The 22244-nt window shown below is 69.8% G+C and carries 24 protein-coding genes; 16 read left to right on the top strand and 8 right to left on the bottom strand.

The features are described 5' to 3' along the window. The first annotated feature begins 173 nt into the window (after positions 1-173). The 3 genes from OO71_RS45170 to OO71_RS45160 are packed head-to-tail and all read left to right on the top strand — an operon-like array spanning position 174 to position 2587. Positions 174-731, top strand: coding sequence for an NADPH-dependent FMN reductase (locus tag OO71_RS45170; RefSeq protein ID WP_245633976.1), 558 nt, complete (start codon positions 174-176; stop codon positions 729-731). Between the two features lie 30 nt (positions 732-761). Further along, positions 762-1745: a daunorubicin resistance protein DrrA family ABC transporter ATP-binding protein gene (locus OO71_RS45165; protein ID WP_033296290.1), complete on the top strand. Its 984-nt coding sequence runs from the start codon at positions 762-764 to the stop codon at positions 1743-1745. Further along, positions 1742-2587, top strand: coding sequence for an ABC transporter permease (locus tag OO71_RS45160; protein ID WP_033296289.1), 846 nt, complete (start codon positions 1742-1744; stop codon positions 2585-2587). Before OO71_RS45165 ends, OO71_RS45160 begins: the two co-directional genes overlap by 4 nt. A gap of 874 nt (positions 2588-3461) precedes the next feature. On the opposite strand, the gene OO71_RS45155 is transcribed toward OO71_RS45160, so the two are convergent. Next, the gene (locus OO71_RS45155) at positions 3462-6866 is read right to left on the bottom strand and encodes an ATP-binding protein (protein WP_033296288.1); all 3405 of its coding nucleotides are present in this window, start codon (positions 6864-6866) and stop codon (positions 3462-3464) included. Between the two features lie 255 nt (positions 6867-7121). Here OO71_RS45155 and OO71_RS45150 point away from each other — a divergent pair, with 255 nt between their 5' ends. Beyond that, a complete protein-coding gene (locus tag OO71_RS45150) occupies positions 7122-8399 on the top strand; it encodes a cytochrome P450 (protein ID WP_033296287.1) in 1278 nt (425 codons plus the stop codon). 655 nt (positions 8400-9054) lie between these two features. Here OO71_RS45150 and OO71_RS45145 read toward each other — a convergent pair. Continuing rightward, positions 9055-9681, bottom strand: coding sequence for an alpha-ketoglutarate-dependent dioxygenase AlkB (locus OO71_RS45145; RefSeq protein WP_033296286.1), 627 nt, complete (start codon positions 9679-9681; stop codon positions 9055-9057). Between the two features lie 41 nt (positions 9682-9722). After that, the gene (locus OO71_RS45140) at positions 9723-10301 is read right to left on the bottom strand and encodes an ArsR/SmtB family transcription factor (RefSeq protein ID WP_033296285.1); all 579 of its coding nucleotides are present in this window, start codon (positions 10299-10301) and stop codon (positions 9723-9725) included. Positions 10302-10316: 15 nt separating this feature from the next. On the opposite strand from OO71_RS45140, the gene OO71_RS51125 reads away from it, so the two are divergent. Then, the gene (locus OO71_RS51125; protein WP_162186192.1) at positions 10317-10637 is read left to right on the top strand and encodes a hypothetical protein; all 321 of its coding nucleotides are present in this window, start codon (positions 10317-10319) and stop codon (positions 10635-10637) included. A 61-nt stretch (positions 10638-10698) separates the two neighbouring features. On the opposite strand, the gene OO71_RS45130 is transcribed toward OO71_RS51125, so the two are convergent. Together OO71_RS45130 and OO71_RS45125 are read right to left on the bottom strand one after the other, a co-directional pair. Beyond that, positions 10699-11643: an RluA family pseudouridine synthase gene (locus OO71_RS45130; RefSeq protein WP_033296284.1), complete on the bottom strand. Its 945-nt coding sequence runs from the start codon at positions 11641-11643 to the stop codon at positions 10699-10701. A gap of 12 nt (positions 11644-11655) precedes the next feature. Beyond that, positions 11656-12051 carry a DUF5313 family protein gene (locus OO71_RS45125; RefSeq protein ID WP_033296283.1) on the bottom strand — a complete coding sequence of 132 codons (396 nt, stop codon included), beginning with the start codon at positions 12049-12051 and terminating at the stop codon, positions 11656-11658. A gap of 106 nt (positions 12052-12157) precedes the next feature. Here OO71_RS45125 and OO71_RS45120 point away from each other — a divergent pair, with 106 nt between their 5' ends. Continuing rightward, on the top strand, positions 12158-12598 hold the full coding sequence (locus tag OO71_RS45120; protein ID WP_033296282.1) for a MarR family winged helix-turn-helix transcriptional regulator: 441 nt from the start codon (positions 12158-12160) through the stop codon (positions 12596-12598). A 39-nt stretch (positions 12599-12637) separates the two neighbouring features. Continuing rightward, a complete protein-coding gene (locus OO71_RS45115; protein WP_156096872.1) occupies positions 12638-13519 on the top strand; it encodes a TIGR03854 family LLM class F420-dependent oxidoreductase in 882 nt (293 codons plus the stop codon). Between the two features lie 3 nt (positions 13520-13522). Here the strand turns inward: OO71_RS45115 and OO71_RS45110 are convergent, their stop codons facing one another. Continuing rightward, positions 13523-15055, bottom strand: coding sequence for an MDR family MFS transporter (locus tag OO71_RS45110; protein WP_033296280.1), 1533 nt, complete (start codon positions 15053-15055; stop codon positions 13523-13525). Between the two features lie 86 nt (positions 15056-15141). On the opposite strand from OO71_RS45110, the gene OO71_RS45105 reads away from it, so the two are divergent. The 7 genes from OO71_RS45105 to OO71_RS52800 all read left to right on the top strand — a co-directional run bounded on the left by OO71_RS45105 (position 15142) and on the right by OO71_RS52800 (position 19686). Beyond that, positions 15142-16308: a DUF1015 family protein gene (locus OO71_RS45105; protein WP_033296279.1), complete on the top strand. Its 1167-nt coding sequence runs from the start codon at positions 15142-15144 to the stop codon at positions 16306-16308. 157 nt (positions 16309-16465) lie between these two features. Then, positions 16466-16714, top strand: a complete 249-nt coding sequence (locus tag OO71_RS45100) for a hypothetical protein (RefSeq protein ID WP_033296278.1) — start codon at positions 16466-16468, stop codon at positions 16712-16714. A gap of 187 nt (positions 16715-16901) precedes the next feature. Then, a complete protein-coding gene (locus OO71_RS45095; protein WP_211260842.1) occupies positions 16902-17981 on the top strand; it encodes an ATP-dependent DNA ligase in 1080 nt (359 codons plus the stop codon). Continuing rightward, positions 17978-18985: a non-homologous end-joining DNA ligase gene (gene ligD, locus OO71_RS45090; protein WP_033296276.1), complete on the top strand. Its 1008-nt coding sequence runs from the start codon at positions 17978-17980 to the stop codon at positions 18983-18985. The genes OO71_RS45095 and ligD overlap by 4 nt, the downstream gene beginning before the upstream one ends. A gap of 71 nt (positions 18986-19056) precedes the next feature. Further along, a complete protein-coding gene (locus OO71_RS45085) occupies positions 19057-19269 on the top strand; it encodes a hypothetical protein (RefSeq protein WP_033296275.1) in 213 nt (70 codons plus the stop codon). Further along, complete coding sequence (locus OO71_RS52805; RefSeq protein ID WP_245633975.1) at positions 19266-19442, top strand: hypothetical protein; 177 nt, start codon at positions 19266-19268, stop codon at positions 19440-19442. Before OO71_RS45085 ends, OO71_RS52805 begins: the two co-directional genes overlap by 4 nt. Continuing rightward, positions 19432-19686: a PIN domain-containing protein gene (locus OO71_RS52800; RefSeq protein ID WP_245633974.1), complete on the top strand. Its 255-nt coding sequence runs from the start codon at positions 19432-19434 to the stop codon at positions 19684-19686. The genes OO71_RS52805 and OO71_RS52800 overlap by 11 nt, the downstream gene beginning before the upstream one ends. Before the next feature lies 1 nt (position 19687). Here the strand turns inward: OO71_RS52800 and OO71_RS45075 are convergent, their stop codons facing one another. Next, positions 19688-19957 carry a hypothetical protein gene (locus OO71_RS45075; protein WP_033296274.1) on the bottom strand — a complete coding sequence of 90 codons (270 nt, stop codon included), beginning with the start codon at positions 19955-19957 and terminating at the stop codon, positions 19688-19690. Between the two features lie 101 nt (positions 19958-20058). After that, positions 20059-21066 carry a CobW family GTP-binding protein gene (locus OO71_RS45070; protein ID WP_033296273.1) on the bottom strand — a complete coding sequence of 336 codons (1008 nt, stop codon included), beginning with the start codon at positions 21064-21066 and terminating at the stop codon, positions 20059-20061. A gap of 106 nt (positions 21067-21172) precedes the next feature. Between OO71_RS45070 and OO71_RS45065 the strand changes: the two genes are divergently transcribed. Together OO71_RS45065 and OO71_RS45060 are read left to right on the top strand one after the other, a co-directional pair. After that, positions 21173-21679, top strand: coding sequence for a flavodoxin domain-containing protein (locus tag OO71_RS45065; RefSeq protein ID WP_033296272.1), 507 nt, complete (start codon positions 21173-21175; stop codon positions 21677-21679). 123 nt (positions 21680-21802) lie between these two features. After that, on the top strand, positions 21803-22244 hold a 442-nt coding region (locus OO71_RS45060; protein WP_156096871.1), incomplete at its 3' end, for a PHP domain-containing protein.

Genomic DNA, 22244 nt, shown 5'->3' with positions numbered 1-22244 from the left:
CGGGCTCTAACTCGTGCACGAACACCTCGGGCTGACGAGCCACGGGCACCACCTCCACCCGGCAGAGTGCCAGGCGTGGCAAATGAGCGGCCCGAAGGGGGCTATTACCTCGCCAACCTTCTGGGGCGCGGCACTAGCACCCCATCTGGCGCCCTATCAGTGTGGACGAGGAGCTGCGGGTGGCCGTGCTCGTCGCGAGTACCCGGGAAGGCCGGGTCGGCGACGAGGTCGGCCGATGGTTCGTCGAGTGTGCTGCCGGGCACGGCGGGCTGGCACTCGACGTGCTCGACCTTGCGACGTTTGCGATCCCGGCGCGGTACCCGGCCGAGCCGACGGCGGCCATGGCCGGGTTCGCGAAACGGATCGCGGTGGCCGAGGCGTATGTCGTGGTCACGCCCGAGTACAACCGCAGCTTCCCGGCCTCGCTGAAGCAGGCGATCGACTGCGCGTATGCCGAGTGGCGGGCCAAACCGGTCGGGTTCGTGTCCTACGGCTATCGCGCAGGCGGGCGTTACGCGGTGGAGCATCTGCGCGATGTCTTCACCGAGCTGCACACCGCGACAGTGCGCGACGCGGTGTGCCTGGACCTGCTCGAGCACGACTGCGGCAATCTCGGCGCGGGTCCGCACGCCGAGGGAGCCGGCCATGCCGTCACGACTCTGCTGGACGAACTGGTCTGGTGGGGGCTCGCGCTCCGCGACGGCCGTCGCGCGCGGCCGTACTGCGGATGACTGAGGGGAACTGAGGGGAAGGAAACGTCCATGACTCACGCAGCCGGGGAACCGGCGATCGAAACGTCCGGGCTCGTCAAGGTGTTCGGCGAAACCCGCGCGGTCGACGGGATCGACCTGGTCGTGCCCGCGGGCACCGTGTACGGCGTGCTCGGGCCGAACGGCGCGGGCAAGACCACCGCGGTGCGCATGCTCGCCACGCTCACGCGGCCCGATGGCGGTGAGGCGCGGGTGTTCGGCCACGACGTGGTGCGCGAGGCCGACACCGTGCGCAGCCGGGTGAGCCTCACCGGGCAGTACGCGTCGGTCGACGAGGACCTCAGCGGACAGGAGAACCTGGTGCTGCTGGGCCGGTTGCTCGGGCACCGCAACGCGGCCGCGCGCGACCGGGCCGCGCAGCTGCTCGCGGCGTTCGGGCTCACCGAAGCGGCGCGGCGGCAGGTCAAGAACTACTCGGGCGGCATGCGCCGGCGGCTCGACATCGCCGCGAGCATCCTGAACACCCCGGACCTGCTGTTCCTCGACGAGCCGACCACCGGTCTCGACCCGCGCAGCCGCAACCAGGTGTGGGACATCGTGCGCGCGATCGTCGCGCAGGGCACCACCGTGCTGCTCACCACGCAGTACCTCGACGAGGCCGACCAGCTGGCATCGCGGATCGCGGTCATCGACCACGGCCGCGTGATCGCGGAAGGTACGAAGGGGGAGCTGAAGGCATCGGTCGGGGTCGGCGCAGTCCACTTGCGACTGCGGGACGCCGGCCAGCGCCCGGCCGCGGCCGAGGTCCTCGAACGCACGCTGTCCGCCGCGGTGCAGCTGGAACCCGACCCGGTCGCGCTCACCGCCCGGCTGTCGTCCGAGGCTCACGACGGCGCGGCCGACCGCGCCTCGCGCGCCCTCGCGGAACTCTCGAGGGCGGGTATCACCGTCGACACGTTCTCCCTCGGCCAGCCCAGCCTCGACGAGGTTTTCCTGGCCCTCACCGACCGCACGGCTACCGAGGAGGCGGCGTGACCACCGTCAAGGAACCCGATCTCGACCTCGCCGCCCCGAAACCGGAGGACCTCGCAGCGGTACTGGTCGCCACCGAACGCCCGCCGCGGCCGAGCGCGCTGTCCGCCTCGCTCACCTTCGGCAGACGCGCGGTGCTGAAGATCAAGCACGTGCCCGAGCAGCTGTTCGACGTCACCGCATTCCCGATCATGATGACGTTGATGTTCACGTACCTTTTCGGCGGTGCACTGGCCGGCTCACCCACGCAGTACCTGCAGTTCTTCCTGCCGGGCATCCTGGCGTCGAGCGTCGTGATGATCACGATGTACACCGGCGTCGCGGTGAACACCGACATCGCGAAGGGCGTGTTCGACCGCTTCCGCACCCTGCCGATCTGGCGCCCGGCCCCGATGGTCGGCTACCTGCTCGGGGATGTGCTGCGTTACCTGATCGCGTCGGTCGTGATCATGGTCGTGGGCCTGATCCTGGGCTTCCGCCCAGACGGCGGAATAGGCGGCGTCGCGGCAGGAGTGGTGCTGCTGCTGGTGTTCTCGTTCGGCCTGTCGTGGGTGTGGACGATGTTCGGGTTGCTGCTTCGCTCGGAAAAGTCGGTGATGGGCGTGAGCATGATGGTGATCATGCCGCTCACGTTCCTCAGCAACATCTACGTGGACCCCTCCACCATGCCCGGCTGGCTCCAGACACTCGTCACGGCCAACCCGATCACCCACCTGGTGACAGCGGTCCGCTCGATGATGTCCGGCGCGTGGGACGGCAGCGCAATCATGTGGACCCTCATCGCAGCAGCCGCCCTGACCGCAGTGTTCGGCACCTGGACAATGCGGCTGTACAACCGAAAGTGACCCTCGGCCCCGGTGGTGGGGGCGCGGCCCGGCCGTCGTCGTGGGCCGGTCCCGGCGGGTCCGGTGTCCGCGGGCTCGGTGTCGGCGGGCCGCTCCGGCTGAGCTGAGCTCGCCGAACCGGGCTGCCGGTCGGGCTCACTGCTCCGGGTTGTCGCGCCGTCTCACCGCCCCGGTGCCACCGCCCCAGGGTTGCCATCCCAGGAGGCGGTAATCCGGGCACGCCGCGCGCCCTCGCCGCCTGGGTTGGCGGTTGAGGGGGTGGCCGGGGTGGGTCGTGTGCGGTCGCTGCCTGGGTTGGCGGTTGAGGGGGTGATCCGGGTCCGCCGCGTGCCCTCGCCGCCCCGCTTGTCGCTGGAAGGGCGGCAACCCGGGCACGTGGTGTGCCTTCGCACCGACCAGGGTTGCTGCCCCGGTTGCGATGACCCGGGTGCATCGTGTGCACTCGCCGACCGGGGGTTGCCGACCCGCTCCAGCCAGGCTGCTCCAGCCGACCTGCTCCCGTCGGGCAGCCCCAGCCGACCTGCTCCCGTCGGGCAACTCCCGCCCCGGGCAACTCCCGGCTGGCGGTTCGTGGCGGCGTGCACTCGCCCGCAATTTCGGCCCGGTGCCCGGTGCCCGGTGCCCGGTGCCCGGTGCCCGGTGCCCGGTGCCCGGTGCCCGGTGCCCGGTGCCCGGTGCCCGGTGCCCGGTGCCGTGCGGTGGTCTGCTCGGTATCCGGATCGATCTGTTGTGGCTTGGGCCTGGCTGGTTCCGTTTCGAGGTGCTCCTTCTGCTCGGTCCGCCGAGCTGACCGACTCCGGGTCCGGGCTTCCCGGTGTGCTCCTGGCGGGCGGGCACCGTGGTGCGTGGTCGAATCTTGCGGTGCGGTGTTCGGTCATAGGCGCCAGGTGATGGGCGTTTCCGGGTGGTAGCTGCAGGACGAGCCAGTGGTGACGCTCGCTTGGAGGTGGTCCGCGAGTTCTGGGTGCAGGCTGGCGAGTTTGCGGATCGTGTCGCGGATGCGGGCGGTTACTGCTTTGCGGGCTCGTTCCGTTTCGTCGCCCAGGCGGCGGGTGCGGCCGGACAGGCCCGTCGACGTGCGCAGTTCGTCGAGCAGGGCTGCGCGTTCGGTGTCCAGGGTGGCGGCGCGGGTGTCATCGCCTCGGGTGGTGGCTTCGTCTATTGCTTCGTCCAGCTGGTCCAGGCGGCGGCGGTATGCGGCTTTTGCGGTGTCGTCGAGGATGGGGTCGCCGCTGTAGGTGGGGGTGGGGTGTTCGGTGCTTTCGGGGGAAAGCAGCTGGACTGCGGGGATTTCTCGGCCTGGGCGGCTCAGGAGGAAGTTCAAGTCTCGCAAACCTTTTGCGTCCGGCATGCGGGTTTCGCGGCCGGAGTAGCGGAGGGTCCAGACTGCGTCTGTGCGGCGGAATTCGTTGGCCGGTAACGGAGGAGGTGCGGCTGAGGGGGCGGACGGGGCCAAGGCTGAGGCGGGGGTGGAGGTCGCGCCGGAGGTGGGAGGAGCTGGCGCCGCGGGATGGGCCGAGAAGGTGGAGGGAATGGAAGGGGCCAAGGGGGTGGAAGGGCCCGAGAGGGCGGAAGGGCCCGAGGGGGTGGAAGGGCCCGAGGGGCTGGAAGGGGCCGAGAGGGCGGAAGGGGCCGAGAGGGCGGAAGGGGCCGAGAGGGCGGAAGGGACTGAGAGGGCGGAAGGAGAAGCCGGGGTGGAAGGGGGAGCGAGGGCGGACGGGGGTGAGGGCGTTGAAGGTGCTGAGGAAGCCGCACGGACCAGGGAAAGTACCGGCTGCAGGCGGGCCGGGATGTGGTGCATGCCTAGCTCCTCTGCATCAGCTGCGGCAGTCTTGGACAGCGTTCCTGCGCGGTCCATGTCGCCCAGTTCCAGCATGACCCTCGCCAGGTGGCTGCGTGCCTCTACTGCCCACGGGCGGGCGCGGAGGCGGTCCGCGGAGCGCGCGGCGGCGGTTAGTCTCTCGGCTGCCTTGTCGTGTTCTCCCAAGGTTTGGTGCAGCAGGCCGGTCCACAGGTCGACCGGGCCGCCTAGATCGCAGCCGTACAGCGACACCAGCCATTCGCCGGCGTGTGGGGAAAGCTTGCGTAGCAAGCGTTCCGCTGCGGGGACGTCCGAAAGTACCGCAGCTGCCTGTACCTGGCAGCGGAGCCAGAGAGGCGTGAAGGTGCGGGAGTACGGACCTTCCGCCACTGCTTCGGCCAGCTCATGCCTCGTTGCGGCGACGTCGCTGGCATGGGCGGCGGCCAGGGTGCGCAGCAAGGCCGGATGGGGGAACCCGGCGTCGGTCATGCGTGCGGGCAGGTTGGCTGCCTCGGTGAAGCGGCCCTGCAGCATCAATGCGCTCCACCGCAACTGGTCTGGCAGATAACCGAAATCGCCGTTGTCGCCGAACAAAGCGGCGGACTCGAGGACTTCCGCCAGCGCTGCCTCGGCTTCGGCGAACCGGCCGCGCAGGGCGCTGATGATGCTGCGGTCGACTGCTTCCCCCACCTTCGCAGCGGGCAGCCCCTCGTCGGCGATCGTCTGGAATGCGCGGAACTGTTCCAGGTATCGCGGATCTCCCTGTTCCAGCAGCGCGACCCACTTGAGCGACGACGCGAAGAACTCGTTCTCCCGGTCACCGGTGCGTCGCGCGACGGCCGACAGCTCGTCGGTGAGCCGCTCGCGTTCGGCGCCGCTGCCGAGGCCCCAGATTGCGTCGTGCCTTGCCCACAACGTGAAGGTGAGCGCGTGGTCGTCCTCGTCGTCGCGGGCGAGCATCGTGGCTCGGGCTGTGAGCTCCAAGGTGATGCGGTCGAGGGACAGGGATTCGCCGCCTCCGCACAACTTCGCGTGCGCTTCCCGCAGCAGGTCGGCGACGAATCCGTGCCGTGGGCCGCTCGGGTCGAGTCGTGCCAGGGTGAGGGCGGCGCGGGCGATGAGGTTCGGGTTGCCTAGAGCGCGTGCGACCGCGACCGCCTCCGAACACAGTTCCCACGCCTCGTCTTTTTCGCCGGACCGCCACAACGCCGTGCCGAGTTCCAGCGCCACCACTGCCCGGCTGCGCTCTTCCCCGGCGCGTTCCCGTGCCCGCCGCAGGTGCGTGATCGACTCCTCGCTGGCCAGCCGCGCGCTGGCGTCCGCTGCCGCGGCGAGCAGGAGCCGGACGACCTCCCGGGGCTCCAGATCCGGGCCCGCCAGGTACGCATGCCGGGCCCGTTCGGCGACCCCGATGAGCGCCGGGGCGTGTTCACCCGCGTGGACCACCGCTGCGTGCCGCTGCCGGGCTTTCTCCGGCGCCAGCTCGGCATACCGCGACTCCCGCACCAGATCATGCGCGAAGGTGAACCGGCCATCGCCCAGCGCCCGCACCAGCCGGGCGGCGACGGCCCGGCTCAGCAGATGGTCGACCTGCGCGGCTGGCGCTCCGGCCGTGGCGGCCAGCAACTGCAGCGAGAACTCGCGGCCGAGCACGGCGGCGTGCATGAGGAGGTCGGCAACCTGCTCGGGAAGCAGGGAAAGCCGTCGCTGCAACGCATCGGCGACCCCGGGCGCGACCGCGGACACCGTGCTGCCGCTGCGCCACAACCGTGCGGTCTGCTCCACGAAGAAGGGGTTGCCGCCGGTGCGCCGGTGTACGTCGGTGGCGAGCTCCGCGCCGGGATCCGCGCCCACCGTGCGGTTCATCAGCTCGGCGACCCCTGCCTCGTCGAGGCCGGTGAGCGTGATCGTGGTGGCCTTGGCGACGAGCGGCAGCACCAGCGGGTGCAGGGGATGGCCGGGTGCGTCGACCTCCACGTCGCGGTACGTGCCGATGAGCAGCAGCCGTTCGAACCACGTGTGCCGGGCCGCGAATTCGAGCAGCCGCAGCGACGCCGGGTCGGCCCAATGCAGGTCGTCGAGGACCACGACGACAGGCCGCTCCTGGGACACCGTGACCAACGCGCTGGTGACGGCGTCGGGCAGGCGGAACCCGTCGTCCGCAGGGGGTTCCTCGCCGAGTAATGCGGACAGCGCCGGGGAACGGGCCCACTCGTGCGGCGCTTCCCGGCGCAGCGCGCGCATGACTTGGACCCACGGCCAGTACCCGGGCGCGGCCCCGGACTCCCAGCAGGTGCCGGTGAGCACGAGCGCACCGGCCTCCCGGGCATCGTCGGCCAGCGCGCTGACCAGCGTGGTTTTGCCGATTCCCGCCTCGCCGGTGACCAGGATGAGGCCGCCGTGGCTGGCGATGGCGCGCGAAAGCTGCGCACGCAGGGTCGCGGCGGGGTGTGCCCGCCCGATCAGCGCCGCAGTCATGTCCGGTTCCTCCCTTTCCGATGCCGAGCTTCTCATGGCACCCGCGTGCCCGTCGCGTCCTTTCACCGGACGCGACCGCCCGGTCACGCAGGCCGGATCATTGTGTCCGCGGGGTCCGACAATTTCCGGTGCGCGGCGGCGGCCTGTCACCTGGCCGGGTGACGTCCCGTCCACTGTGGACCGGCGCTGGTCGCAGCGTGACGGCCGTCTCCGCCCCCGGTCACCGGACCGGGCCGGTGGGGTAGTGTCGCGGGCATGGGGAGTCTCCGTTCGCGTGTCCTCGCCTGGGCCGGCCGCCGGTACATCGCCCGCCAGCAGAAACGCGGTTTCGATCTCGAGAAGATGGCGCTGCTGCCGGATTCCGCGCTGGAACCGTTGCGCCGCCAGGGCCTCGACCCGCTGCCCGACCTCGGCCGCCGCCGCGCCGAGGCGCCGATCAGCAAGCTGGACCTGCCGTTCGGGATGAACGCCTGGCTCGTGACCGGGTACGAGGAAGCGAAGGCCGTGCTCGGGAAGGGCACGGAATTCAGCAACGATTTCACCAACCTGGTCGGCAATGCGGGGGTCACCGAGGACCAGAACCCCGGTGGGCTCGGGTTCGCGGACCCGCCGGTGCACACGCGGCTGCGCAAGCTGCTCACGCCGGAGTTCACGATGCGGCGGCTTTCCCGGCTCACGCCGCGGATCGACGAGATCGTGACCGAGCGGCTGGACGCGATGGCCGCCGCCGACGGACCGGTCGACCTGTGGGAGCAGTTCGCGCTGCCGATCCCGTCGCTCACGATCTGCGAGCTGCTCGGGGTGTCCTATGAGGACCGGGCGGATTTCCAGCGGCTGAGCACGGCGAGGTTCGACCTGTTCGGTGGTGCGGGGGCGTCGCTGGGGGCGATTTCGGAGTCGCTCGGGTACCTGCTGGAGATCGTGCGGAAGCAGCGCGAGCAGCCGGGTGACGGCCTGCTGGGCATGCTCATCAAGGAACACGGCGACGAGATCGACGACCGGGAGCTGGCCGGTCTGGCGGACGGCGTCCTGACCGGCGGCCTCGAAACGACGGCGAGCATGCTGGCGCTGGGCGCACTGGTGGTGCTGCGCGACCCGGCGGCGTTCGAGGCCGTGCGCGGTGACGACGAGTCGGTGCACCGCTTCGTGGAGGAACTGCTGCGGTACCTCACGGTGGTGCAGATGGCGTTCCCGCGATTTGCCAAGCAGGACATGGACGTCGCGGGCGTGCACATCAGCGAGGGCGACATCGTGCTGGTGTCGCTGTCGGTCGCCAACCGCGACCCGGCCCTCGGTACGGGCGACATGGACCACTTCGACCCGGCGCGGGAACCTTCGTCACATCTCGCGTTCGGCTATGGAATTCACCGTTGTATCGGGGCGGAACTGGGGCGGATGGAGCTGCGTGCGGCGTATCCGGCGCTGGTCCGGAGGTTCCCGAACCTGCGGCTGGCGGTGGAGCCGGAGGAGCTGGCGTTCCGCAAGGTGTCGATCGTGTACGGGCTGGATTCGCTGCCGGTGCTGGTGGACTGAGCGGGGACCCGGTCGGCCGGGGATGGGGTGGCGTGGCGGGGTTCGGCCGGGTTGTGCTGGGGTGGCTGGGACTGGGGTGGTGCGGCGGGGTTCGGCCGGGTCGCGGCGGTGCGGACGGGTGTGGTTCCGGGTCGGGTGGGCAGCTGCGAATGGCCGGGTGGATGCTCGGCGTGAGTGCGGGATGCGCTGGAACGGTGCGGGCCATGCCCGGACGGTTCGATGGCACTGGTGGGCTCGGTGTGCGGCCTCGGCTTGCGTGGCGGGAGTGGTTCGCGACGGGCGACGGGGCGCGGGTGTGAGCGGACGCAGGGTCGGCTGGGGAGGCGCGACCCAGGCCCGGACCGCGGATCGATGGCGCGGGTGGCTGGGCGATCGGTCGGTGGGCGCAGGTGTCGGGTTTGCTGCTCGCGGCGACAGGCGACAGGCGACAGGCGACAGGCGACAGGCGACGGCTGTGGGCGACGAGCGACAGGCGGCAGGCGACAGGCGACGAGCTGCGGGCGACAGACGACGAGCGACGAGCGGCGAGCGGCGGCGCGACCGAGCGCTGGTGCGACCGAGCGTTGGTGCGAGCGGGGTAACCGTCGGGACCGCCGGATAAGGCACACGTCCTCATCCGGAAGCAGCGCAACGACACGGCACCCCCGATGAACCCTCACCGCACCCCCCGAGGTCGGAACTGCACGCTGATCCTCGGCCCCACTGCGCGGCTGGTCTTGGGTACCGCGTGCTCCCACGTTCGCTGGCAGGAGCCGCCCATTACGATCAGGTCGCCGTGGCCCAGGGGGTACCGCAGGGATTCGCCGCCGCTGCGGGGGCGTAGGGCCAGGTGGCGGGCGGTGCCTACGGACAGGATTGCCACCATGGTGTCTTCCGTGCGGCCTCGGCCCAGGTCGTCGCCGTGCCAGGCGACGCTGTCTTGGCCGTCTCGGTAGTAGCACAAACCTGCGGTGCGGAACGGTTCTCCCAGTTCCTCCGCATAGTGGGCGGACAATGCGTCGCGCGCCGACGTGAGGATCGGGTGCGGAAGGCGGGCGTCTTCCCGGTAGAAGCACAGCAGCCGCGGGACTGCGACGACCCGGTCGTACATCTGCCGCTGCTCGGCGTGCCACGGGACGTTCGACACCAGGTGCGCGAACAGCTCGTCCGAGCCGTGCAGCCATCCCGGCAGGACGTCGACCCACGCGCCCTGGCCCAGTTCCGTGCGTTGCACGCCGGAGAGCGGCGCCAGCGTGGCCGGCCCGCCGGTGCCGAACAGCGAGCCCTGAAGTGCTTGACTCATTCCTCCACGCTACACGACAATCGAACACCTGTTCGGGCTAATCACTCCGCGGGTTTCGGATGAGCGGTGACCACGAGCCGGTGCAGCCGGGCGCCGGGGGTGGACTCGTCGTGGTAACGCGACACCAGATCGGCGACCAGGGTGGTCAGCTCGTCGGTGAAGGCCGAGCGGTCGCGGGCCGAGCGGAAGGCGATTTCCGTGTCCAACGTGAGCGTGGACAGCGGTTTACCCGCCTGTGCCGCGCGTCGGGCCAGCCCGGCGACCTCGCGCAAGGTGCGGCCCGCGACGGCGAGCAGGTAGCTCACCGACAGCCGGTCCGGCTTCATCGTCACCGTGCCGACCGAGCCGAGCGCAGCGGGGGACACCAGGTACGCCGCGGCGGTGGCGGCGAAAAGCCGTTCGGTGAGCCCGCCCCACTGCCGCGTTCCGGCCGGTTCGACGAGGCCGTGCGACTCGAGCGCGCGCAGGTGGTAGTTCACCTTTTGCCTGGTCAGGCCTACCCGGGTGGCGAGCGAAGCCGCGGACGCCGGTTCGGTCAGCGCCGCCAGCAGGCGGGCCCGTACCGGGTCCAGGGCGGCGGCCGCCGTCGCCGGGTCCTCGATCACTTCGACGTCACGCATCCCTTGAGCCAAGCAGTGACAAACAAAGTCGTCAAGGGGGAGGCTTTTGTCCGTGGCCGGTCCGGCGCCACCGTGACGCTACCGCCGCCCGAGTTCCCCGGGGGGCGGCGTATGCACAGGACAACCCCAGTCATCATCACGGCAATCACGGTCGTCCTGGCACTGGTAGCGAACGCGCAGGTCGGGGGGCGGTACCTGGAAGCCAGCATGGGCGGCTCGCGAATCAGCCTGAAACAGACCTTCCGGGACGGGCCGAACGCCGGTCCGTACTTCCGGCTGGCGGTCGAGAAGGGCGGCTGGCTCGACACCGTGGAAAACGGGTCGACAGTTGTATGACTAGGTCGGCGCGTACCGCACGGCCAGCGGCACCGGCCCGATCACCGTGCAGTGGAGCGGATCAAGTGCTGGACGCGGAGACCGCCCACTCGTGCGGCGAGTCCCATGCGGCGAGCTGCCGGTGGCTGGTGAACCGCCGGTGCTCGCCGGTCACCGGGTCGTCGAACTCGAGTACCTTCGCCAGCAGCTGCAACGGTTTCGTGAAATCGTCGAGTGGTTTTTCGCGCAATACCGGGTAGAAATCGTCGCCGAGGATCGGAATCCCCAGTGAACTCAGGTGTACCCGCAGCTGATGCGTGCGTCCGGTGGCCGGGACGAGCCGGTAGCGGCCGAGCCCGTCCCGGTGCTCCAGAAGCTCCACTGTGGACTCCGCATTGGGTGGACCGGGCACCTCCTGCGCAGCCAGCACACCCCGCTCCTTCACGATCCGGCTGCGTACCGTGCGCGGCAGCTCCAAAGCCGGATCGTACGCCGCGATCGCCTCGTACTCCTTGTACACCAAGCGATCGCGGAACATCGTCTGGTACGCCCCGCGCGCCGATGGCGTGATCACGAACATCACCAGCCCGGCCGTGACGCGGTCGAGCCGATGCGCGGGGGACAGCGTGGGCAGGTCCAGCGAACGCCGCAACCGCACCAGCGCGGTCTCCAGAACGTGCCGTCCACGCGGGATCGTGGCCAGGAAATGCGGTTTGTCGACCACCAGCAGGTGCTCGGAGCGGTGCAGGACGGTGACGTCGAAGGGCACCGGCACCTCGTCGGGCAGGTCGCGATGGAACCAGATGAACGACCCCGGAACATAAGCCGCATCGACCCCGAGCGGCCCGTTCTCGCCGAAGATCCGCTCCTCGCGCAGCATTTCCTCGATTCGCCCTGGTGCGACCCGGGGCAGCCGCTCGACCAGGTGCTCCAGCAGCGTGGTCCACGGGCCCTCGTCCGGCAGCCGCAGCCGCGCGGGGTCGAGGCCGTGCCGCGGCGGGATCGGGGCCTGGCGCTTGCGTCTCATCGGAGACCGAGTCTAGTCGCCGGAGTTCTGCCGGTAGATCGCGATGTAGCGGGCGGTCGCCTCGGCGTTGGCCTCGGCAGCCTTCTCGCGGCGGATCCGCTTACCGGTGCCGGGCGGGAAACCGTTGCGGGACAACCGATGGTCGATGCTTTCCTCCATGTAGGCGCACGAGTAGAAGTACGCCACCAGCGCGGCCATCAGCACCAGCGCCAGCCGCAGCCCGAGCGGACCCGGCAGCAGCAGCCAGACCAGGCACAACGGCGCGATCCCCACCGTGCTGCGCAGGACGTGCCGCGCCTTCCAGTGCTTCGACGTGGTGTCGTGCAGCAGCCATTCGTGATAGCGCTCGGGCAGCCGCCCGCTCACGGCGTACCGGAACCAGCGGAGAACGCCGGGCCGTTCGGTCATCGTTCCTCCTCGTGTCCAGTGGCCACAGTACCCTAACTGTTAGTACACTAACTATTAGTGTGGCCCACGCCGCGTTAAGGTGAGGACCCGAGCGTGAGGAGGACGAGTGGAGATCGACCTGGGCGAGGACCCGCTGAAACTCGACCGGCAGGTGTGCTTCGCGCTTTCGGTCGCCTCGCGCAGCGTGATCGCGATCTACCGGCCGCTGCTCGAACCGTACGGGCTCACGCATCCGCAGTACCTGGTCATGCTGGCACTGTGGGAGCAGACGCCGCGGTCGGTGAAGGACCTCAGCGGCGCCTTGAGACACGAGCCCGCCACCCTGTCGCCGCTGCTCAAACGGCTCGAAGCAATCGGCTACGTCACCCGCGGGCGCAGCCGCGCCGACGAGCGCCAGCTCACCGTCGACCTCACCGAGAAGGGCCGCGCCCTGCGTGCCGAGGCGGAGAAGATCCCTTACCGCGTAGTGGAAACGCTCGGGATGGAGGTCTCCGAGCTCGAGGCGCTGCACGCCGCATTGGGCCGAGTGATCGAAGCTACTGCCTGATCCGCCCCGCTTCCCGGCATAGTGGGAGGAGTGGACGAGCTGAAGATCCGGCTGGGGGTGGCTCCGGCGCTCGGGACGGGGCCGGTGGAGTTCGCGGAGCTGGCCGAGACGGTGGAGGCGGCCGGGATCGACTCGCTGTGGCTGTCGGAGGTCATCTATTCGTCCGATGTCGACCCGATGATCGGCATGGCCCACGCGCTCGCCCGCACGAAGACGCTCAAACTCGGGACCGGCGTGGCGATCCTGCCCGGACGGCATCCGGTGCTGGTCGCGAAACAGCTGGTCACGCTGGCCGGGCTGGCGCCGAAACGGGTGCTGCCGGTGTTCGGGCTGATGCCCGCGCAGCCTGCGGAACGCGACCTGTTCCCGGTGCCGGAAGGCCGTCGCGCGGCGGTTTTCGACGAATCGCTCACGCTGCTCCGGCTGCTCCTCGACCAGGACGACGTGCACTTCGACGGCGAGTTCTTCCAGGTCGACGGCGTGACAATCGGCCCACGTCCGGCGAAGCGGCTCGACCTGTGGGTCGGCGGTACCGCACCGGCCGCACTGCGCCGTGCGGGACGGCTGTCCGACGGCTGGCTCGGCAGTTTCCACACCCCGGACCAGGCCCGTGCGGCCCGGCTGGCCATGCAGAAGGCCGCCGCCGAGGCCGGTCGCGAGATCGAACCCGACCACTTCGGCCTCAGCCTCATCGTGGCCCTGCACGGCATTCCGGAACGGCTGCGCGTGATCGCCGAACGGCGGAACCCGGGCCGGCCGGTGACCGACCTCGTGGCCACCAGCTGGTCCGAAGCGCGGCGGCTGATCGAGCAGCACATCGATGCCGGACTGTCGAAATTCGTGGTCCGGCCCGGGTATTCCGGCGACTACCGGCAGTTTCTCGACGACTTTCGTCGCGAGCTGATGCCGTTGCAGAACTGAGCGTCAGTCGACGAATGTGAGCTGTTCGGTGCGCCGGGGCATCAGCAGCAGCGCGCCGACGGCGAGCACCGACACCACCAGAATCGCGATGAACACGTGGTGCGTGGCGTCGGCCAGGGATTCGCGGACGTACGCCGTCACGGGGGAGTTGTCCTGCCTGCCGCCGAGCACGCGGCTGGTGGCGTCGACGCTGTCCGGCAGGTGCCCGGCGACGTTCGCGGGCGGGTTCGCGAACCGGTTCGCGAGGGTGGCGTTGGCGATCGCGCCGAACACCGCCGTGCCCACCGCGCTGCCCAGCGAACGGCTGAACATGTTGGTGGCGGTGACCACGCCGCGGCGCTCCCAGCCCACCGTGGACTGCACGGCGACCACGGTGGGGCTCGACAGCAGCCCCAGCCCGAGCCCGGCCACGAACACCGCCGCCACCGCGAGCCAGATCACCGACTGCAGCCCGAGAAACGCCGTGAGCACCGCCCCGCCGACCAGGAATGCGCTACCGATGAGCGCTGTGTCGCGGAAGCCGATCCGCAGGTAGATCTTGCCGGACAGCGCCGCCGAAATCGGCCAGCCGATGGTGAGCGCGGCCAGCGCGAAGCCCGCGGTGAGCGCGCTGGTGCCGAGCACGCCTTCGGAGTATGTCGGCAGGAACGAGCTGAACCCCAGCACCACCGCGCCCACGACGAGCGCGACCAGGTTTCCGCCGACGAGAGTCCGGCGCGTGAACACCCACAGCGGCAGCACCGGTTCCTCCGCCCGCCGCTCCACCAGCACAAACGTGACCAGCAGCAGGACGCCGACGGTGAAGATCGCGATGCTCGGCGCGGACGTCCAGGACCAGGCGACCCCGCCTTCCAGCAGCGCCAGGATCAACAGCGCGCAGCCGAGCGTGAGCAGGGCAGCACCGGCGTAATCGACCCGGTGACGCGTGCGTTCGACGCGCTCGGTGAACTTGCGGTACAGCATCCACGCGGCGATTGCGCCGAGCGGCAGGTTGACGAAGAAAATCCAGCGCCAGCTGAGGTACTCCGCGAAAACACCGCCGAGCGTGGGCCCGACCACCGACGCGACCGCCCACACCCCGGCCAGATAACCCTGTACCCGGGCGCGTTCCTCGACGGTGTACAGGTCGCCGACCATCGTCATGCTGATCGGCTGGACCGCACCGGCCCCGATGCCCTGCACCGCGCGCGCCGCGATGAGCACCGGCATGCTCCACGCGAACCCGCACAGCACCGAACCGAGCAGGAACACGGCGATGCCGAAGAACATCACCGGACGGCGGCCGAGGACGTCGGCGAACTTGCCGTACAGCGGGACGGTGACCGCCTGGGTGAGCAGGTAGATCGAGAACAGCCACGGGAACTGCGAGAATCCGCCCAGGTCACGGACCACCGAAGGGACCGCGGTGGCGATGATCGTGCTGTCCAGCGCGACCAGTGCGGTGCTCAGCATCACGGCGGCGAGGACGGGCCCGCGCTCGGATCGGAGGCCGACGGCGGCACGCTTCGCCGCAGGTGGACTGCTCGTGGTACCCATGATCGGAATAAACTCCTTCGCAGGGGTAAGCATTCCACACCGATGGGATCAGCGGCCACGGTTCACCCGGACGCCATGATGGGGGGATGGACAGGTGGGTGCGGCCGATCGGCCGCGGCTGGGTCGTGCGCGGGGAAGTGCCGGGGCCGGACGTCGACGAGTTCGCCGAACCCGAGGCGGTGACCGCGGAGCTCGCCACCGCCGAGGGCGACACGCTGCTGGCCGCGCAGCATCCGGCACGCACTCCGGGCGCGCTGGCCGGCGGGCTTGCCCTGGCCGCCGCGTTACCGCAGGCCAGAGCCACTCTCGACCGGCTGCGCACGCGGTACTACCGGCCGGAGAGCGAGTTCGTGGCGGCCTACCGGGTCGGCGAGACCTCAGGGGTGCTGGCCATGGTCGACGTCCGGGAGCTGACGTCCGGCGGGGCGCACGTGCGGCACACCGAGGAGGTGTACCCGGAGGTGGTCGCGGAGCGGGCCGCGGTGCTGGCCGGTCTTGGCTGCGCGACGAGCGCGGCACTGCTGGTCCCGGCCGGCGATGGCACGGACCTGACGGCCGCGGTCAAGGAAGCCGCGGCCGGTGCCCCTGACGTGTCCACTGTGGATCGCTCGGGACAGGACCACGAGCTGTGGATCGTGCGGCCCGGGCCGATGCAGGATCGTCTGCTGCAGGCCGCGTCCGCGAGCGATCTGCTGGTGGCGGACGGAAACCACCGGGTCGCGGCGGCGGCCGGAAGCGGATGGCTGCTCGCGTTGATCACGTCCGGTCCGCAACTGGAGATCCGGGCGATCCACCGGGTGCTCACCGGGACCGGCTACCCCGCGGCGAGGCTCCGCGCGGCCTGGCAGGCGGCGGGGCTGGACGTGACGACTGTCGAGGATCGGACGCCGCCGTCGTGCCCGGGCCGGGCGGTGGTCCTGGCCGGGCACGACGTGCTGCAGGTGCGGCTGCCGTCGGCAGATCCGCTGGTGATCGACCACGAGGTGGTGGAGAACGTGCTCCTCGGCGAGGCATTGGGCCTGGATCCGGATGGCCCGTTCGTCCGCCCGCTGCTGCCGGGCTCGGCGCTGCCGCCGGACGTGGACGCGGTGGTGCAGCTCGCCCCGGTGCCGTTCGAGACGGTACTGGCGGTGCACGCGGCGGGCCGGAGAATGCCCCGCAAGGCGACGTACTTCATGCCGAAACCCCGGGGTGGGCTGGTACTGGCGCAGGTTGCTCAGACGCCGGAGGTGTCGCGGATCCAGTCCCGGTAGGCGGGGACGCTCGCGTAGTAGTTGTCCCCGTGGATCGTGTCCGGTCCGTTGCAGCCTGTGGCCACGCCGACGTGGAGCCCGTTCGCGAGCGGGGGGGCAGCACCGGTGACATCACTTTCCGGTCGGGTGGCCCGGGGTCCTCGGCGATTCCCCAGCCGTGGACCTGGTTGATGTCGCCGGTGGCGGGTTCCCGGTCGGCGAGCGTCAGGTACGGGGTGGTGAGGTGGAGCAGGGCGATGTCGGCATCCTGGTGGGAAATTTGCCGGTCCACAGTGGACTGGATGCCTTTGCCCATTGCCACGTCACCGACCTTGACGTACAGCGGGACCGGCTTGATGTCGAGGCAACCTTGGAGCCGCCCCGGATCTGGGTACTCGCGCCGGCCGGGGCCGCGGTGGTGCAGTAAGGGCGGCGACCACAGTCAGCTTCTCATGCGGCGGCCTTTTCGTTGGTCTCGGCAGTCTTTCGAGATCTTTGGGGCACGATGTCAGCGTTGTGTCACAAGATCGTCTTGCTGCCCCGACCTGCGGGCGCCGCGATGACCGCCCGGAAAAAGGTGCAGGTCAGCCGGTATTCCGCTTAGGATCGCGCACGTGGACCTACCCCTGATGCCGCCCGTGCGGCCGATGCTCGCCAAAGCCGTGCACGAGGTGCCGCGCGACGGCGGGTTCTGGTATGAGCCCAAGTGGGACGGGTTTCGCTGCATCGTGTTCCGCGACGGCGACGAGGTCGAGCTCGGTTCGCGCAACGACCGGCCGCTCACCCGGTACTTCCCCGAACTGGTCGACCTGCTGAAGGCTGCCCTGCCGGACAAATGCGTCGTCGACGGGGAAATCGTGCTCGTCACGCCGCGCGGGCTCGACTTCGGTGCCCTGCAGCTGCGGCTGCATCCGGCGGCGAGCCGGGTCCGCAAGCTGGCCGCGGAGACCCCGGCGAGTTTCGTCGCGTTCGACCTGCTCGCGCTGGGCGAGCGGGACCTCACCGCGGAGCCGTTCGCCGAGCGGCGGCGGGCGCTGGAGGCGATTTTCGGACCCGATCAGGGTGGGCTGCGGCGCGTTCACCTGACCCCGGTCACCACCGATCCGGACACCGCGCAGGACTGGTTCACCCGCTTCGAGGGCGCCGGATTCGACGGCGTCATGGCGAAACCCGCGGATCAGCCGTACGAACAGGACAAGCGCGTGATGTGGAAGGTCAAGCACGAGCGCACCGCGGACTGCGTCGTTGCCGGGTTCCGGTGGCACAAGGACGGCAAGGGCGTCGGGTCGCTGCTGCTCGGGCTGTACGACGAGGACGGCGCGCTGCACCACGTCGGGGTCGCGAGCAGTTTCACCGCGGCGCGGCGGCGAGAGCTGGTCGGGGAACTGGCGCCGTGGCGGGAAAACGCGCTCGACGGGCATCCGTGGCGCACGTGGGCGGAGTGGCAGTCCGAGGAGGTCCGCCGCCCGGGCGCGAACAGCCGGTGGGCGCCGGACAAGGACCTGTCGTGGGAGCCGCTGCGGCCCGACCAGGTCGCCGAGGTGCGGTACGAACACCTGCAGGGCGGCCGGTTCCGGCACGGCGGGCGGCTGGTGCGGTTCCGGCCGGATCGGGACCCGGAGTCGTGCACGTATGCGCAGCTGGAGGAAGCGCCGCCGGCCGAGCTGGCGGATCTGTTCGGGGAGGCCCGGTGAGCGGTGTCGTGCTGGAGCTGGACGGGGTCGAACTCACGATTTCCAGTCCGGACAAGGTGTACTTCCCCGAAAACGGTGAGACGAAGCTGGATCTGGTGCGGTATTACCAGGCAGTCGCCGGGCCGTTGCTCGACCGGCTGGGTGGCCGTCCGCTGCTGCTCGAACGGTTTCCCGATGGCGCGGGTGGCAAAAGCTGGTTCCAGAAGCGCGTTCCCAAGACGGCGCCGTCCTGGCTGACCACCACCGTCGTGTCCACGCCGAACGGCACGACCAGCGACGCGCTCGTGGCCGCCGACCTGGCGCACGTGCTGTGGGCGGTGAACCAGGGCTGCCTCGGCTTCCACGTATGGCCCAACCGCGCCGCGGCGCTCGACATCGCCGACGAGCTCCGGATCGACCTGGACCCGTCACCCGGGATCGGGTTCCCGCAGCTGCGCGACGCGGCGGTGCTGGTCCGGGAATTCCTTGCGGAGCTGGGAATCGAGGTGCACGTGAAGACGTCCGGCTCGCGCGGGCTGCACCTGTACTCGATCCTCGAACCACGCTGGGACGGCTACGAGGTCCGCGCGGCGGCCGTTGCGCTGGCGCGGGCGCTGGAGCGGCGGCATCCGGACCTCATCACTGCGCAGTGGTGGAAAGAGGAACGTGGGTCGCGGGTTTTCGTGGATTTCAACCAGAATGCGCCGCATAAGACGGTGTTCGGTGCCTGGTGTGTACGGCCGCGGGCCGGGGGTCAGGTTTCGACGCCGATTGCTTGGGACGAGCTGGGTGCGGTGGAGCCGGATACGTTGACGTTGTCCACGGTGCCGTCGTTGCTGGAGTCTCGCGGGGATCCTTGGGCGGGGGCCAATGAGCGGTTGCAGTCGATCGAACCGTTGCTGGAGATGTCCCGGGAGGATTTGGCGGGTGGGTTGATGGATGCGCCGTGGCCGCCGGTTTATCCGAAGATGCCCAATGAACCGCCTCGGGTTGCGCCTAGTCGGGCTCGGAAGCCTGTTGAGTGAGGTTCTGGCGGCTTGAGAAGCGCCGCTAAACTGACATTGGGGTGAAACTGGAGATCCAGTAAACTGAGGTTATGAGCATCCCCGAGCGGGACGAGCTGATCCGGCTGGTCCAGGAGATCCCGGACGACCAGGTGGCGGACGTTTTGTACGAGCTGCGTGCGCACCTGCGGCTCGCGCCCGGTCACCAGTGGCCGCCCGCGTTCTTCGCGAGCGCTCCTGGCGACGGCGTGAGCATCGCCGAGGAGGCCGACGAACTGCTGAGCGAGGGCTTCGGCCGATCGTGATCATCTGTGACACCGGGCCGCTCGTCGCGGCTGCGCTCTACAAGGATCCCGACCATTACCGCTGTGTCGAGCTGTTCACCGGCCTCCGGCTCGCCGAGCGGCAGCTTCTCCTGCCTGCGCCGATCATCGCCGAGGTGGGGTATCTCCTGGGGCGGAAGGCGGGTGGCCCGTAGCGAGTCGTTCTTCCTCCAGGCGCTGGCAGACCGGGACTTCATAACGGTCGAGCTCACTCCGGATGATTACCGCCGGATGTCCGAGCTCGTCGAGCAGTACCACGATCTGCCACTGGGTACCAGTGACGCCTCGGTGATCGCGCTGGCCGAGCGTCTGGACGTCGACGAGGTCGCCACTCTCGACCTGCGGCATTTCACCGTCGTCCGGCCACGTCACGTCGACGCGTTGACGTTACTGCCGTGAGTTAGCCCAACGGGAGGTCGAAGGCCAGTTGTTCCAGTCCGCCTGCCGGGGCGGGGGTGCCGGACAGGGTGGCTGCGCAGCGGGGGCATGGGGTGATGTGGCCGGTGGCCGGTGCGGTCAGGTCGATCGGGGTCCATGTGCGGGAGTCTCGGTCGCCGCAGGCGGTTCGGCGGTAGCGGAGGTCGTCGGCTCGGGTCATGAGGTGGGCGGTCGGGTGGTCGTCGGGCAGGGCGCCTACCAGGTACCAGCGGGCCGTCATCGTCTTCGGCATGGAACTCGTCCTCCTGGGAGGCTGGTTCTACCTACCTCGCCATGGTGCGACGGGTGGCGCGCGTAACGGTGCGTTTGGCGTTCTTCGGCGTGGCGGGCGGGTCAGTCCTTGGCGGGTTCGTCCAGGTAACGCTGGATTCGCAGCAGGCCGCGTTCGTCGGGGGTGTCGTCGTCGGACAGGCAGGTGGTGAGTTGCCGTTCGATCTCTGCCGGGTCGATACCGGCGCCGATCAGCACCAGTTCCGTCCGGCGGGGGCCGGGCCAGGTCGAGCGGTTCAGCTGAATGAACGCGCCGACGGTGTGCAGGCCGAACCTCGACCGTGCCTCCGCTGACCCCAGGTCGACCTGGCCTTTCACCCGGTACAGCCCGGCCGGGCGGTTTTCCAGGAACGCCAGGAACCGCCGCGGGGACAGGGCGCGCTCGGCGGTGAACGTGACGCTCTCGTACTGCGCGTGCAGATGTTCCGAATGGTCGTGTTCGCGCAGATCGTCGAAGGACAGCTGGCCGTAACGCTCGCGTGGGCGCGGGTCGAAGAACAGCTCCGGGTCGACGCGGCCGTGCTCGGTGACCAGCACTGGCACGCCGGGCGCGTGTTCCTCGACCGTCGCGCGGACCTTGTCCACGTCGGCAGCGCGGTCGGCCTTGTTCAGGATCACCAGGTCGGCGATGCGCAGATGCTCGGTGAGCTCCGGATGCCGTACGCGGGTGGCCTCGAACTCCGCTGCGTCGACGACCTCGGCGAGGCCGCCGTACCGGATGTCCGGATTTTCGCTCGCGATCATGAGCCGCAGCAGGTCGCGGGGTTCGGCGATGCCGCTGGCCTCGACGACGATCACGTCGATACCCGCCTCGGGGCGCGAAAGCTTGCCCAGCATGGCGTCCAGGCCGCTTGCGTCGACCGCGCAGCACAGGCAGCCGTTGCCCAGCGACACCATCGTGTCGACCTGGCCCGCGACGGCCAGCGCGTCGACGTTCACGCTGCCGAAGTCGTTCACCACCACCCCGACCCGGACTCCCCGGCGGTTGGCGAGCAGGTGGTTGAGCAGGGTCGTCTTACCCGAGCCGAGGAACCCGGCGATGAGCACCACCGGAACCCGCTGCCTCGCCACGCCGTATCCTCCCGCCTGCCGTTCGGCCGACCTTACCGGCTGCCCGTTCGGCGGAACGTCCGGGACACGAGAGGCCGAAGTGACGGGGAGCGCGGAGAATGGCGGCATGACCGCAGTCCTCGTCGCGTACGCCGGCAAGCACGGCGGCACGCGCGAGATCGCCGAGGTGATCGGCGACGAGCTGCGTGCGTCCGGGCTCACCGTCGAGGTACGCGCTGCTGCCGAGGTAGACGACGTCGACGGCTACGGCGCGGTGGTGCTCGGCAGCGCCCTCTACTACTCGCGCTGGCGCCCGGAGGCGGTGCGGCTGCTGGAGCGGAACACCGACGCGCTGCGGGCGCGTCCGGTGTGGCTGTTCCACAGTGGACCGTGCGGCCCGGACGCCAACCTCACCCGGGTGAGCTTGCCCGCGCGGGTGACTTTGCTCGCCGCCGCCATCGACGCGGAGCGCACCGAAACCTTCGGCGGCCGCCTCGACCCGGCGACCGCGCGCGGTGTCGCGGAGAAGCTGATGGCGACCGGGCGGCGCGCGGGCGACTTCCGCGACTGGGACCGGATCCGCGCATGGGCGCGCGACGTCGGGCGGCGGGTGCGGTCCCGGGTGCCGATCTGAGCCGAGCCGTGATCGAGGTGGCCGCGCGAGCGGAACGTCCGAGGCCAGTGCACTGAGGTTGCGAGACAACCGTTGGTGGTCTCCACGCGCGTGTCGGTTGTTGGCGTTCACACCGAGTATTCGATGCTGGATGGTGCGGCGAAGATCGGCCCGTTGTTCGCGGAGGCGGCCCGGTTGGGGATGCCTGCGGTGGGGATGACCGATCACGGGAACATGTACGGCGGTGACGAGTTCTATCAGACGTCGCGCAAGCATGGTCTGAAGCCGATTATCGGGATTGAGGCGTATGTTGCGCCGGAGTCGCGGTTTCACAAGAAGCCGGTGTTCTGGGGGCAGGCGTCGCAGCGGGGGTCGGACGAGTTCGGTGAGGGTGGCGATGTTTCGGGTGGTGGCGCGTATACGCATATGACGATGCTGGCGGAGAATGCGACGGGGTTGCGGAATCTGTTCAAGTTGTCGTCGTTGTCGTCGATGCAGGGGTATTACCGGAAGCCGCGGATGGATCGTGAGCTGATTGCGGAGAATGCGGCGGGGATCATTGCGACGACGGGGTGTCCGTCGGGTG

The organism is Amycolatopsis jejuensis (assembly GCF_000717335.1).
GTDB lineage: Bacteria > Actinomycetota > Actinomycetes > Mycobacteriales > Pseudonocardiaceae > Amycolatopsis > Amycolatopsis jejuensis.
The sequence above is the reverse complement of the archived record's forward strand: the minus strand, read 5'-3'. Positions and strand labels throughout refer to the sequence as shown.